General features: G+C 70.0%; 11 protein-coding genes and 1 pseudogene. 5 read left to right on the top strand and 7 right to left on the bottom strand.

Annotation, left to right across the window (positions count from 1 at the left end):
- Positions 1-140: 140 nt before the first annotated feature.
- On the top strand, positions 141-1,283 hold the full coding sequence (locus H0X91_RS23415) for an alginate lyase family protein (protein WP_080330590.1): 1,143 nt from the start codon (positions 141-143) through the stop codon (positions 1,281-1,283).
- Between the two features lie 30 nt (positions 1,284-1,313).
- Complete coding sequence (locus tag H0X91_RS23410) at positions 1,314-2,702, top strand: L-serine ammonia-lyase (protein WP_034201142.1); 1,389 nt, start codon at positions 1,314-1,316, stop codon at positions 2,700-2,702.
- 68 nt (positions 2,703-2,770) lie between these two features.
- On the opposite strand, the pseudogene H0X91_RS35335 reads toward H0X91_RS23410, so the two are convergent.
- From H0X91_RS35335 to H0X91_RS23400, 3 genes and pseudogenes are all read right to left on the bottom strand, one after another.
- Positions 2,771-2,845 (bottom strand): annotated as a pseudogene (locus tag H0X91_RS35335) (VapC toxin family PIN domain ribonuclease); the annotation flags it as partial.
- Between the two features lie 15 nt (positions 2,846-2,860).
- The gene (locus tag H0X91_RS23405; protein WP_006485672.1) at positions 2,861-3,145 is read right to left on the bottom strand and encodes a type II toxin-antitoxin system RelE/ParE family toxin; all 285 of its coding nucleotides are present in this window, start codon (positions 3,143-3,145) and stop codon (positions 2,861-2,863) included.
- Positions 3,142-3,603, bottom strand: coding sequence for an antitoxin PaaA2 family protein (locus tag H0X91_RS23400; protein ID WP_006485674.1), 462 nt, complete (start codon positions 3,601-3,603; stop codon positions 3,142-3,144). The genes H0X91_RS23405 and H0X91_RS23400 overlap by 4 nt, the downstream gene beginning before the upstream one ends.
- A gap of 281 nt (positions 3,604-3,884) precedes the next feature.
- On the opposite strand from H0X91_RS23400, the gene H0X91_RS23395 reads away from it, so the two are divergent.
- Entirely contained in the window at positions 3,885-5,588 is a 1,704-nt protein-coding gene (locus H0X91_RS23395) for a thiamine pyrophosphate-binding protein (RefSeq protein WP_196433390.1), read from the top strand.
- Positions 5,585-6,682: a glycosyltransferase family 9 protein gene (locus H0X91_RS23390; protein WP_196433389.1), complete on the top strand. Its 1,098-nt coding sequence runs from the start codon at positions 5,585-5,587 to the stop codon at positions 6,680-6,682. The genes H0X91_RS23395 and H0X91_RS23390 overlap by 4 nt, the downstream gene beginning before the upstream one ends.
- A 109-nt stretch (positions 6,683-6,791) precedes the next feature.
- Here H0X91_RS23390 and H0X91_RS23385 read toward each other — a convergent pair whose 3' ends face one another.
- The 3 genes from H0X91_RS23385 to exaC all read right to left on the bottom strand — a co-directional run bounded on the left by H0X91_RS23385 (position 6,792) and on the right by exaC (position 10,264).
- Positions 6,792-7,808: a helix-turn-helix domain-containing protein gene (locus H0X91_RS23385; protein WP_006493582.1), complete on the bottom strand. Its 1,017-nt coding sequence runs from the start codon at positions 7,806-7,808 to the stop codon at positions 6,792-6,794.
- 205 nt (positions 7,809-8,013) lie between these two features.
- Complete coding sequence (locus H0X91_RS23380; protein ID WP_062884189.1) at positions 8,014-8,562, bottom strand: hypothetical protein; 549 nt, start codon at positions 8,560-8,562, stop codon at positions 8,014-8,016.
- Between the two features lie 175 nt (positions 8,563-8,737).
- Positions 8,738-10,264 (bottom strand): acetaldehyde dehydrogenase ExaC, encoded by a 1,527-nt coding sequence (gene exaC / locus H0X91_RS23375; RefSeq protein ID WP_006489874.1) that lies wholly within the window; start codon positions 10,262-10,264, stop codon positions 8,738-8,740.
- A gap of 321 nt (positions 10,265-10,585) precedes the next feature.
- Between exaC and H0X91_RS23370 the strand changes: the two genes are divergently transcribed.
- Entirely contained in the window at positions 10,586-11,014 is a 429-nt protein-coding gene (locus H0X91_RS23370; RefSeq protein WP_034178592.1) for a pyridoxamine 5'-phosphate oxidase family protein, read from the top strand.
- A 134-nt stretch (positions 11,015-11,148) separates the two neighbouring features.
- Here the strand turns inward: H0X91_RS23370 and H0X91_RS23365 are convergent, their stop codons facing one another.
- Positions 11,149-12,771: an MFS transporter gene (locus H0X91_RS23365; protein ID WP_196433388.1), complete on the bottom strand. Its 1,623-nt coding sequence runs from the start codon at positions 12,769-12,771 to the stop codon at positions 11,149-11,151.
- Positions 12,772-12,880: the final 109 nt, after the last annotated feature.

Genomic DNA, 12,880 nt, shown 5'->3' with positions numbered 1-12,880 from the left:
CCCGGAGCCGACCAATGGTGACCGCACCGCACGCAACCCCGGGTTGCGTGCGGTTTTTGCGTTCGCCGGGCCGACCGGTTCACGTTCATCCGCCAATCCGGCTAACATCACACGCGATCCAGCCAATGAAGGAGTTCCGCATGGTGCGTCCGATGTTTCCGGGCCATGGTGCAACCGAGCGGCGGCCGCGCATCCGCGCAGGCCGCTACGTGCCGATGCTCGTCGCGTCGCTGTCGCTGGCCGCCGCCGGCCTCGGCGCCGCCGGCAGTGCGCGCGCGGCGATGAATTTCTGCGCGGCGCCGGCGCTGCAGACGAGCGAGACGACGCAGGCCGAGCCGGGCGTGCAGGCGCTGATCCGCAGCGTCGACGCGCGCATCGGCGAGCAGCCGAAAGCGATGGCGCGCGTGCACACCGAGGGCACGCTACCGCACGAAGGCATCTACGACCAGAGCGCGGCCGCGCTGCGGGACATGGACCTGATGCGCGACGCGGCGCTCGCGTGGCGCGTGACGAACGCGCCGCGCTACCTGCAGCTCGTCGACCACTTCCTGTCCGCGTGGGTCTCGACCTACCAGCCGAGCTTCAACCCGATCGACGAGACGCGCTTCGAGAGCCTGATCATTGCGTACGACATGACCGCGAGCGCGTTGCCGGTGAAAACGCGCAACGCGACGGCCGCGTTCATCGCGAAGCTCGGCGCCGGCTATGTCGCGCAGGTCGACGCGCAGAAGCGCCCGCTCACCGGCACCTGGCGCAACAACTGGCAGAGCCACCGGATCAAGCTGATCGCGCTGTCCGCGTTCACGCTCGGCGACCGCAAGATGATGAACGCCGCGCAGCGGCTGTTCGTCGAGCATCTCGCCGACAACATCGGCCCGGACGGCAAGACCTGGGATTTCGAGGAACGCGATGCGCTGCATTACGCGGTCTACGATCTGCAGCCGCTGGTGACGGCCGCGCTCGCCGCGCGCCGCTTCAACCGCAACTGGCTGCGCGAGCGCGGCGCGAATGGCGCGACGCTCGCGGCCGCGCTCGACTGGCTCGTGCCGTATGCGCTCGGCGAGAAGACGCACGAGGAATTCGTGAATTCACCGGTGCCGTTCGACGCGAAGCGCCGCGAGGCCGGCTTGCCGGGTTACACGGGGCAGTGGGACCCGAAAAACGCCACCGAACTCTTTCATCTGGCCGCGCGGCTCGACGGGCGCTATGCCCGCGTCGCGCAGCAGCTTTCCCCAACGCCGCCCGCATGGCTCGCCGCGTGCCTGCCATTGCAGGCGCGCTAGCATCATTCTTATCGCAAGGCAGGTATCGAAATGGCAGTCAGCGTGTTTGACCTCTTCAAGATCGGCATCGGTCCGTCCAGTTCGCACACGGTCGGACCGATGCGCGCGGCGCTGATGTTCGTCCAGGGCCTCGAGCGCGACGGGCTGCTCGACGCGACGGCCCACGTGAAGGTCGAGCTGTACGGCTCGCTCGGCGCCACCGGCAAGGGCCACGGCACCGACCGCGGCGTGATGCTCGGCCTGCTCGGCGACGCGCCCGACACGGTCGATCCCGACACGATCGACGCGCGACTCGAAGACGTCCGCAAGACGAAGCAACTCGCGCTGCTCGGCACGCATCCGGTGCCGTTCGTGCTGAAGGACAACATCGCGTTCTACCGCCAGGCGCTGCCCGAACATCCGAATGGGATGAAGCTGCGCGCGAGCGACGCGAACGGCGCGGTGCTGGCCGAGCGCACTTATCTGTCGGTCGGCGGCGGCTTCGTCGTGACGGCGGGCGCGCCGAACACCAAGGTGCTGAGCGCGGCCGAGCAGATGACGCATCCGTTCCGCACCGGCGCGGAGCTGCTCGCGCTGACCGCGTCGACCGGCAAGTCGATCGCGCAACTGATGTGGGAAAACGAGCGCGCGTGGCACACCGAGGAAGAAACGCGCGACGGGCTGCTGAAGATCTGGGCCGTGATGCAGTCGTGCGTGTCGCGCGGCTGCGGGATCGGCAACCCGGACGCCGACGGCAACCTGCCCGGCCCGTTCCAGGTCAAGCGCCGCGCGCCGCAGCTGTACCGCACGCTGACGGGCAGCCCTGAGCGCGCGCTGCAGGATCCGCTGTCGATGATCGACTGGATCAACCTGTACGCGATCGCGGTCAACGAGGAAAACGCGGCCGGCGGCCGCGTCGTCACCGCGCCGACCAACGGCGCGGCCGGCATCATCCCGGCGGTGCTGCACTACTATACGCGCTTCACGCCCGGCGCGAACGAACAGGGCGTGATCGATTTCCTGCTGACGGCCGCCGCGATCGGCATCCTGTACAAGCTCAACGCGTCGATCTCCGGCGCGGAAGTCGGTTGCCAGGGCGAAGTGGGCGTCGCGTGCTCGATGGCCGCGGGCGCACTCGCGGCCGTGCTCGGCGGCACGCCGCAGCAGGTCGAGAACGCGGCCGAGATCGGAATGGAGCACAACCTCGGCCTGACCTGCGACCCGGTGGGCGGGATGGTGCAGATCCCGTGCATCGAACGCAACGCGATGGCGTCGGTGAAGGCCGTCAACGCGGCGCGCATGGCGCTGCGCGGCGACGGCTCGCACTACGTGTCGCTCGACTCCGTGATCAAGACGATGCGCGAGACGGGCGCCGACATGAAGACCAAGTACAAGGAAACGTCGCGCGGCGGGCTGGCGGTGAATATCGTCGAGTGCTGATGCTGGATCAGGCGGTCATGCGAGACGAATGAACGCTTGCATGACCGCCGGGTCCCGGCGTGCACACATCAATCGTTCAACCAGTTCTCGAGCCGCAATCCCGGGTGACTCGCGAGATCCCGCTCGTTGTTGGTCACCAGAACGGCGAATATCGCGCATTACGGCCATTGCCGTCGCGCATGCAGTACGCGGAGAATCTCCACGATGCCATCGGCCGGCCGGATTCGGTACACGAGCACATAGTTCGGCGCGATCACCAGCTCGCGTGTGCCGGCCACCCGCCCTTGCCGATACAACTCGGCGTGGGCCGGTAGCGCCACCGCCCTTTCTTCCAGCCGTTCGTCGAGTTCGACCGCAGCCAGCGGGTCGTCCTCGGCGATGTAGTCCATGATCGCGGCGCGATCCTCCAGCGCCTTCGGGTTCCAGTGCAGCGCCAGGGTCAAGAAACATCCCCACGCCTGCCCGCGAGCCGATCACGCAGTGCCGCACGGCGCGACGCGAAGTCGGCGCTGACTTCGGCGTCCGGAATCGACGCACGCGGGTCGTCCAGCGCCTGCTGCACCTGTTCCCGAAACCAGCGATCGTGGGCCGCCGCCTCGTGTGCCGCCTTCAACGCCACCGCCCGATCGGGCCGCGTCGCCCGGCCGGCCGCATCCGGATCGAAGGCCGACGCATCCACATCGAACCGGCTGATACCGATGTCACGCAGAAAGCCGACCAGCGTTTCAAATCGGCGAAACACCCGCACGTCGCCGCGCTTGGCCGACAGGAAACGCTCGTGCGCGCCGCAGCGGGCCGAGAGCGCCCAGCCGTTGCCGCAACCGACCACGCGGGCCGCACGCACCGCGCCGGCTTCGACCAGCTCCGTCAGCGTCTTTTGATCGATCGTTTCGGTCGTCATGGCGATTCTTGCCCCATTTTTTTACTCATCCGTTGAAATTTTACTATTGAATGGCCTCCCGATTTATTGTTATTTGGTCGACCCGCTTTCACGCTGGAAGCAGCGTCCGGCTCAGTGTCCGTAGCCCTGACTTTCCGCCGTCGCGCCCACGCGCACAAGCTGGCCGATCAGCCAGCCGAAGCCGGGACGTCCGCACCGAACCACCCGGCGTTCCGACACTTTTCAGCGCCTGGCCATCCGGCGTAAGCTGTACGTCCCGCTACCCAGGGAGACGGCAGTCCATGTCGCATTCCAAGGATCTCGAGCCGCGCACCACCACCGGTGCGCGACTGCTCGTCGATGCGTTGCTCGCCAATCACGTCGAACGCGTGTTCTGCGTGCCGGGCGAGAGTTTCCTCGCCGTGCTCGATGCGCTCGCGGACGACACCGCCCGCATCCAGACGGTCGTCTGCCGCCACGAGGCGGCCGCCGCGAACATGGCCGAAGCGGTCGGCAAGCTGACCGGCCGCCCGGGCATCGCGTTCGTCACGCGCGGGCCCGGCGCGACCCATGCGTCGATCGGCGTGCATACCGCGTTCCAGGATTCGACGCCGATAATCCTGTTCGTCGGCCAGTGCGCACGCGAACACCTCGACCGCGAAGCCTTCCAGGAAATCGACTACCGCCGGATGTTCGGCCAGATGGCGAAATGGGTCGCGCAGATCGACGACCCGCGCCGCATCCCCGAATACCTGAGCCATGCGTTCCACGTCGCGACGTCCGGCCGGCCCGGCCCGGTCGTGCTCGCGCTGCCGGAGGACGTGCTGTCCGACGCGTGCGCGCCGCAGCCCGTCGCACCGGCCGCGAAACGCATCGCGGCGGCGCCGTCGGCCGCGCAGCTCGACGAGCTGCGCGAGCGGCTCGCGCGCGCGGAGCGGCCGTTCGCGATCGTCGGCGGCAGCGGCTGGACGCCGGACGCGTGCGCGAACCTGCGCACCTTCGTCGAACGCTGGCAATTGCCGGTCGCGTGCGCGTTCCGCTTCCAGGACACGATCGACAACGCGCACCCGAACTACGCGGGCGACGTCGGGCTCGGGATCAACCCCGCGCTCGCGAAACGCATCCGCGACGCCGACCTGCTGCTCGTGATCGGGCCGCGCCTCGGCGAAGCGACGACCGGCGGCTACACGCTGCTCGACATCCCGAAAACGCGCCAGACGCTGATCCACGTGCATCAGGGCGCGGACGAACTCGGCCGCGTGTACGCCGCCGACCTGCCGATCGTGTCGGGCATGCCCGAGATCGCCGCGCCGCTGGCCGCGCTCGAACCGCCGGAGCGGCCCGCGTGGGCCGGCGCGGCCGCCGACGCGCACCGCGCATACCGCGAATGGCATGCGCCGCTGCCGATGCCCGGCGATGTGCAACTCGGCGACGTGATGGTGCAGTTGCGCGAGCGCCTGCCGCACGACGCGATCCTGACCAACGGCGCGGGCAATTATGCGATCTGGCTGCATCGCCACTTCGCGTACCGGCACTACCGTTCGCAGCTTGCGCCGACGAGCGGCGCGATGGGCTACGGGCTGCCGGCCGCGCTCGCCGCGAAGTCGCTGTATCCGCAGCGCGCCGTCGTCGCGCTCGCGGGCGACGGCTGCTTCATGATGGCCGGCAACGAGCTCGCGACCGCGATGCAATACGGGCTGAACATCGTCGCGATCGTCGTCAACAACGGTCATTTCGGCACGATCCGCATGCATCAGGAGCGTAACTACCCGGGCCGCGTGCACGGCACGGGGCTCACGAATCCGGATTTCGCCGCGTATGCGCGTGCGTTCGGCGCGCATGGCGAGACGATCGAGCGCACCGCCGATTTCGCGCCCGCGCTCGAACGCGCGTTGACCTGCGGGCTGCCCGCGGTGATCGAGATCCGCATCCCGCAGGACGCCAGCACACCCGCCGCGACGCTCGAGCAGATCCGCGAGCAGGGCCGCCGCGCGCGCGGCGCATGACGTCGGGCGACATGCACGCCACGCCGCCCGTCGCCGCGCTGTCGCACGACGACGCGCTGACCTGCCCCGGCACGCTGCTCGCGCCCGACGGCACGCTCGTCGCGCCGTACGACCTCGAGCAGGGCGACGCGCGCGCCGAAGGCCATGTAGCGGCCGCGCCCGCGCTCGGCCTGCGGCACGCCGCGTCCCGACCGTTCCGGCTCGACTACGGCGCGGCGCGGCACGTGCACGTGATCAACGGCATGGGCGTCACGCTCGGTGATTCGGTGATCGGGATGACGGCCCTCGCCGCGTTGCGGGATGCCCATCCGGGCCTGCGCCTCACGCTGTACCGGCCGGCGCGCGCGCCGCGCTATGTCGATGCGCTGTACGCGCTCGCGGCCGACGTCGTCGCGCCGTCGCGCGCGCTGCCGTACCCCGCCGAAGCGCTGGCCACGGAGCCGCACTGCATCGACGTCGGCAATCACCTGTACTGGCCCGCGTTCGCGCGGCTGCCGATGATCGACTTTTTCCTCGACGCGCTCGGCGTCGATCCGGCCGCCGTGCCGGCCGCCGCGAAGCGCAACCGCTGGCTCGCGCGGCTGCCGCTGCCCGCACTGCCGGCCGAATGGCAGCGGCCGTACGTGCTGTTCTGCCCGAGTGCGAGCACCGCGGTGCGCAGCGTGCCGCCCGCGCTGCGCGTCGCGTTCGTGGATCGGCTCGCGCAGCGTTACGGATTGCCGGTAGTCGGCTTCGGTCCGCTCGCGCATCCGGCTTACGTGGATGTGAGCAGCGACGCGGCCGACACCGCGCGCTTCATCGCCTGGATCAAGGGCGCGAGCCTGCTGTTCGCGCCGGACACGGCGGCCCTGCATCTCGCCGACGGTTTCGACGTGCCGACGCTCGCATGCTTCACGACAATCGGCCCGGCGCTGCGCGTGCGCGACTATCCGCATTGCGTGCCCGTCACGCTTGACGTGCCGGCCGCATTGCACGGGCTGCATCGCAGCGAGCGGCCGGACGATCTGGCGGCGGTCGAAGCCGCTTACCGCGCAATCGACTGGGACGCGCTCGCGTGGCCCGCACCGCGCGACGTGGCTGCATCGGCGATCTGAGCGAAGCCTGCGCAGCGGCGAGCGGAACGATCAAGCCAGTAGCGGCACGCCCACAGCGTCAGCACCACTGCAGACGCCGCTCCGGCCGCCCGCCTTCCCGCCAAGCCCCTCACGCGCGATCGCGCAGCGTCTCCGACGGCCGCTTGCCGAACAGGCGCCGGTAATCGGTCGCGAACTGGCTGAGATGCCAGAAACCCCACGCCTCCGCGACGTCCTGCACCGACCCCGCCGCGCGCCCGCACAGGTCGCGCCGCGCGCCGTTCAGCCGCAGCGTGCGCAGGTAGGTCGCGGGCGCCATGCCGAGCACGTCCTGGAAACAGTACTGCAGCGTGCGCCGGCTCACGTGCAGCTGCTCGCACAGCTCGGGCACGCCGACCGGGCGCGTGCGGTGCGCGAGCACGTAGTCGCGCGCCTGGTCGACGAGCCAGCGGCGCGTCGACGGCGCGCCGCCGCTGCCGTCGTCGGCCGGCTGCGCGCAGGCATCGAACAGCGCGGCCAGCACTTCGGCCTGCAGGTCGTCGCGCTGCGCATCGGGCAGCGGGCCGGCCATCGCCACCGCGCCGTCGAGCCGGCGGCCGAGCAGCGCGCACAGCCGCGCGAGCCGCGCATCGCCGACCTGCATCACGCGCTGCGTGAACAGCCGCTCGTCGAGCGCGCGGCGCTCGACGTCCTCGGCATAGCGGCGCAGCACGTCGCCGCGCACGACGACGCCGTAGATCGAGAACTGCGCGGGCGTCACCAGTTCGAATTCGACGTTGCCGGGCCGAAATGCGAGCGCGCCGGGGCCGATGCGGCACGCATCGACGCGCGCCGAGCCGTCGCACACGAGCGGAATGCCGAACCAGTACGCATCGCCGCGCACTTCGCACGCCTGGCGCAGCAGATGGCTGGTCGATTCGCGAAACAGCTTCATCGTGTCCAGCGGCAGCTCGGTCAGCGTGCCGACGAAGCGGCCGGCCGCGAGCTGGTCGTAGGTCTGCCGCCAGCCGATCAGGTTGCGCGCCTGCTCGTCCGCATCGTGCGCGACGCTGACGACGGCCTGCCCGGCGAACGCATCGTCGCCCTGCGCGCTGCGCCGCGTGTCTTCGGCGGTCGGTTCTTCCGTACTCACCACGTGTTGATCCATCGTGTCCTCCCTCACCTGCGCGGAACCCTGCGTGCCACGCAAGTCCCGTGCCGAACCGCACGGCCCGGCGAGCAACCCGCCATTCCACGCTGTCCGGCCGCCGCGCGCCATGCGGGCGCACCCGAAGGCGGCATGCCGCGCACGCCGCCGGTGCGATCCGCGCGGCGACCGCGCATGCGCGCCGCCGCCCGCGCCCGGATGCCGGCTACCGGGCCGGCTTCAGCCGCACGACCCGCGTGCCGCAATTGCCGTATGCGTGCGCGATCGCCAGCTCGACGATCGCGCTGCCCGCCGCCCACGGCGCCGCGTCCGCTTCCGGCAGATCGGCGCGCAGCGTGGCGCGACCGTTGATCCGGTAGCGCAGGCCGCGCACGAAATCGACGAACAGCAATCCGACGCCGCTGCCGTCGCAGGCGGCCGCGTCGATCCGGCCGCCGTCGCCGCCATGCGCGGCGGGCAACGCGAACCGCAGCGTCTTCGTGTCGATCACGCGTACCACCGGCAGCAGATCGCCGTTCGCGTCGCGTCGGCTCTGCACGATGTCGCAGGTCATCGAGGCACCCGCGCCGGATGCCATGCCGACGAACATGAACGGCTGCGATTCGACGAACTGCCGCACGCCGAGGCTCAGCCGCGTCGTCACGGTGTCGCTCATCCGCTCGGCTTCGTCGGCGACGCCGAAGCGGTGTTGCGCGTCGAGTTCGCCCGGATGAAATACCGGGTGACGGGGAAAGGATCGGGGCGGTTCTGCCATGCTGGGGGTCGTCGTATGCATCGGCGCGCCGTACCGCCGCGCATGCGCGGCGGTCGGCAGCGTGGCCGGCGCCGGCCGCCAACAACGCAGCCCGCGCCGACTGTCGAACAGGGAAATCGAACCGGGCGACGTACGGGGCCCAACCGGCCCCGACACGTCGCGCCGGCTTCGGCGATCAGAAGAACCCGAGCGCCTCGGCCTGGTAGCTGACCAGCAGGCACTTCGTCTGCTGATAGTTCGACAGCGCCATCTTGTGCGTCTCGCGGCCGATCCCCGACTGCTTGTAGCCGCCGAACGCCGCATGCGCGGGGTACAGGTGGTAGCAGTTGGTCCACACGCGGCCGGCCTCGACCTCGCGGCCCATCCGGTACGCACGCGTGCCGTTGCGCGTCCACACGCCGGCGCCGAGCCCGTAGAACGTATCGTTCGCGAGTTCGATCGCTTCCTGCTCGTCCTTGAACGTCATCACCGACGCGACCGGCCCGAAGATCTCCTCCTGGAACACGCGCATCTTGTTGTTGCCGAGCAGCATCGTCGGCTTCACGTAGTAGCCCGTGCCGAGGTCGGCGGCCGGCGCCGCGCGCTCGCCGCCCGTCAGGCATTGCGCGCCTTCGCCGCGGCCGATGTCGATGTACGACAGGATCTTGTCGAGCTGCTGCTGCGACGCCTGCGCGCCGATCATCGTCTGCAGGTCGAGCGGGTGGCCGGACTTGATGCGCTCGACGCGCGCGACGGCCTTCTCGATGAAGCGTTCGTAGATCGATTCCTGGATCAGGATCCGCGACGGGCACGTGCACACCTCGCCCTGGTTCAGCGCGAACATCGCGAGCCCTTCGAGCGCCTTGTCGAGGAACGCGTCGTCCTGGTCGAGCACGTCGGCGAAGAAGATGTTCGGGCTCTTGCCGCCCAGTTCGACCGTCGACGGGATCAGGCTGTCGGCCGCCGCGCGCAGGATGTGCTTGCCGACCGGGGTCGAGCCCGTGAACGCGATCTTCGCGATCCGCTTGCTGGTCGCGAGCGCTTCGCCCGCTTCCTTGCCGAAGCCGTTCACGATGTTGATCGTGCCGGCCGGGAACAGGTCGCCGATCAGCTCCATCAGCACGAGCACCGACGCGGGCGTCTGCTCGGCCGGCTTCATCACCACGCAGCAGCCGGCCGCGAGCGCCGGCGCGAGCTTCCACGCGGCCATCAGCAACGGGAAGTTCCACGGGATGATCTGGCCGACCACGCCGAGCGGCTCGTGGAAATGGTACGCGACGGTGTTGTCGTCGATTTCGGAGATGCCGCCTTCCTGCGCGCGGATGCAGCCCGCGAAATAGCGGAAGTGGTCGATCGCGAGCGGCAGGTCGGCCGCCATCGTCTCGCGCAGCGGCTTGCCGTTGTCGATCGTCTCGGCCACGGCCAGCAGCTTCAGGTTCTTTTCCATCCGGTCGGCGGCGGCGAGCAGCAGGTTCGCGCGCTCGGCGACGGACGTCTTGCCCCACTTGCGGCGCGCGGCATGCGCGGCGTCGAGCGCCAGCTCGATGTCGTCGGCGCCGGAGCGCGGGATGCGGCAGAACGGCTGGCCGTTGATCGGCGACACGTTCTCGAAATACTCGCCCTTCACGGGCGCCACCCACTTGCCGCCGATGTAGTTGTCGTATTGCTGACGGTACGGGTATTCGACGTCGAGGCCCAGTTGCTTCAGGTCAAACGGGTTCATACATGTCTCCTGTTCATCGTGCTTGTGTGAGTACAGCGCCGGTTGGAATGCGCTGGTCCCGTTTACGCAACATGCGTGCCAAACGGACCGGGGGCATGTCGATCGCGGCCGGCCCGTGTTCGCACCGTGCAGTGTTCACGCACGCAACACGGCGGGTGTACCGATTCTGAACATCGCGATTGCGCAGCGACGGGATCGCTGTTCGGAATTTCCACAGTGCGCGCAGGGGCGCTGCCCGTGGAGGCGCGCCGCCGCGCGTGGCATGTCGCTTGCGTGCGGATCACCGATCCCCACGCCACGGCGCACGCGCCGACCGACACCATGAACGATCGCGGCCCCCTGACCGACGACGCCATCGCATTCATCCGCGAGCAGGCTTTCCTGATCGTCGCGACCGCCGACGCGGCCGGTAACGGCGACTGTTCGTACCGTGGCCGCCAGCCGCGCGCCGACGGCTCGTTCACGCCGCTCGTCGATATCCCGGATCGCCGCACGCTGGTGCTGCCCGATTTCGCGGGCAACAACCTGCTCAACACGATCGGCAACCTGCTCGTGAATCCGGCCATCGCGCTGCTGTTCGTCGATTTCGTGCGCCAGACGACCTGGCTCGTGCAGGGCCGCGCGACGCTCGACGAGGATGCGCAAGCGCGCGCGCACCTGTGGCCGGACGCGTTGCGCTATCTGGTGATCGATGTGGAACGTGCGCAGGCGCGCGCGGATGCGGCGCTGCCGCCGCTCGTGCTGGCGTGATGCGCGACGGGTGACGCGCTGGCCAGCCGACCATGCGGGCACGGCGCCTGCATCGACCGAAATGCCGATGTGCCGATGTGCCGATGTGCCAACGCGTCGAAGTACCGACGCGTCGACGCGTCGCGATGCAACACTCACCGCCCGTGCGTCTCCGCGCAGGCCGGCTCGATCCGGCTGCGCGCCGACGCATCGGCGGGCGCGCGGCCGTCCGCATCGTCGCCCGTTTCATCGGCGGCCGGCCGCAGGCCGAGAAACCCGAACACCACCACCGCGCACAGCACGGTGACGACGGCCAGCCCCATCAGCAGCCGGTCGAACGCGTGCGTGTAGCTCGCGATCAACGCTGCCCGACCGACGCCCGGCAACGCGGCCGCCGCGCCCGCGAGATCGCCGGTCGCGAGCCGCGCGGCGGCCCGCAGCGTCGCATCCGGCGCATCGGCAGCACCGGCCGCCCCTGCCGCGTGCCCGAGCCCCGCTTGCGCGAGCGCGGCCAGTACCGCGCCGACGATCGCCAGCGCGATCCCCTCGCCGGCCACGCGCGTCGTGCTGAAAATGCCCGTCGCCATCCCCGCGCGCTCCTTCGGCACGACGCTCACCGACAGCCCGTCCATCAGCCCCCACGGCATGCCGGCGCCGACACCGATCGCGAGCATCGGCGCGATCGCCGCCGGCCCCGCGCCGCCGCGCAACGCGATTCCGAGCCACACGAGCCCGGCTGCCGCGACCAGCAGCCCGAGCCCTGAAATCACGCCGGCCGACAGCCAGCGCGTGAGCGTCGCCGCGACGAGCGGCACGACCAGCATCGGCGCGGAAATCGCGAGCATCAGCCAGCCGGCGTCGATCTCGCTGAAACCGTCGATACCGATGAAGCGCAGCGGCAGCACGACGAGCAGCACGATGTAGCAGCAGCAGGTCGACACCGGCAGCACCTGCACGCCGACGAAGCGCGCGATGCGAAACAGCGACAGGTCGAGCATCGGCCGCGCGACGCGCGTCTCGATCGTCACGAACGCGCACGCGCCGAGCGCCGCGCCGGCCAGCAGCGCGATCACGAGCGGGCTCGACCAGCCGCGCGCGGGCGCCTCGATCACGCCGAACGTGAACAGCGTCAGCGCGGTCGTGAACGCCGCCGTGCCGGGCCAGTCGAGCCCGGTCGCGTGCGGATCGCGCGACTCGTGCATGCGCGGCAGCCCGAACGCGAGCGACAGCACGCCGGCCACCGCGCTCGTCACGAAGATCGCGCGCCAGCCGTAATGCCCGATCAAACCGCCAGCGAGCACCGGCCCGAACGCGAGCCCGATCCCGAACGTCGTGCCGAGCAGGCTGAACGCACGCGTGCGCGCCGCGCCGTCGAATTCCTGCGCGAGCGCGGCCGTGCCGCCGGCCAGCGCCGCAGCCGCCGAAAGCCCTTGCGCGGCGCGCAGCAAGTCGACCGCGAGCATCGACGGCGCGAACGCGAGCGCGACCGACATCAGCGTGAAGCCGCCGACGCCGATCGCGAACAGGCGCTTGCGGCCGAACTGGTCAGCCAGCGCGCCCGACGCCATCAGGAAGCTGCCGAACGCGAGCATGAACGCGTTGGTGATCCAGTTCATCGCGACCGGGCTGCCGTGCAGGTCGCGGCCGATCGCCGGCGTCGCGACCGCGCCGCCCGAAAACGACAGCGGCAGCGCGACGGCGGCCATGCAGACGGCGGCCAGCACCCACGCGCGCCGACGCGCCGCCAGGGCCGAAACGGCTGAAACAGGGTGATCCATCATCGCTCCTCGAAAAGCCGGCGCGGATGCGCCATCAGAGCGACAGACGATAAATCCGATTCAATCCGCGAAAAACCCCGCGAAGCTCCACATATAACGGACTAGAATT

It is taken from the genome of Burkholderia sp. 9777_1386, assembly GCF_015712265.1.
In the GTDB taxonomy this organism is placed as follows: domain Bacteria; phylum Pseudomonadota; class Gammaproteobacteria; order Burkholderiales; family Burkholderiaceae; genus Burkholderia; species Burkholderia cenocepacia.
This window is presented reverse-complemented; position numbering and strand designations above follow the sequence as displayed.

What these genes read in the sequence shown, in the direction of transcription:
- H0X91_RS23395 (WP_196433390.1), top strand. Translation starts at nt 3,885, where the DNA reads ATGTCGCATTCCAAGGATCTCGAGCCGCGCACCACCACCGGTGCGCGA.
- H0X91_RS23385 (WP_006493582.1), bottom strand. Translation starts at nt 7,808, where the DNA reads ATGGATCAACACGTGGTGAGTACGGAAGAACCGACCGCCGAAGACACG.
- H0X91_RS23415 (WP_080330590.1), top strand. Translation starts at nt 141, where the DNA reads ATGGTGCGTCCGATGTTTCCGGGCCATGGTGCAACCGAGCGGCGGCCG.
- H0X91_RS23390 (WP_196433389.1), top strand. Translation starts at nt 5,585, where the DNA reads ATGACGTCGGGCGACATGCACGCCACGCCGCCCGTCGCCGCGCTGTCG.
- H0X91_RS23410 (WP_034201142.1), top strand. Translation starts at nt 1,314, where the DNA reads ATGGCAGTCAGCGTGTTTGACCTCTTCAAGATCGGCATCGGTCCGTCC.
- exaC (WP_006489874.1), bottom strand. Translation starts at nt 10,264, where the DNA reads ATGAACCCGTTTGACCTGAAGCAACTGGGCCTCGACGTCGAATACCCG.
- H0X91_RS23365 (WP_196433388.1), bottom strand. Translation starts at nt 12,771, where the DNA reads ATGGATCACCCTGTTTCAGCCGTTTCGGCCCTGGCGGCGCGTCGGCGC.
- H0X91_RS23380 (WP_062884189.1), bottom strand. Translation starts at nt 8,562, where the DNA reads ATGGCAGAACCGCCCCGATCCTTTCCCCGTCACCCGGTATTTCATCCG.
- H0X91_RS23370 (WP_034178592.1), top strand. Translation starts at nt 10,586, where the DNA reads ATGAACGATCGCGGCCCCCTGACCGACGACGCCATCGCATTCATCCGC.
- H0X91_RS23400 (WP_006485674.1), bottom strand. Translation starts at nt 3,603, where the DNA reads ATGACGACCGAAACGATCGATCAAAAGACGCTGACGGAGCTGGTCGAA.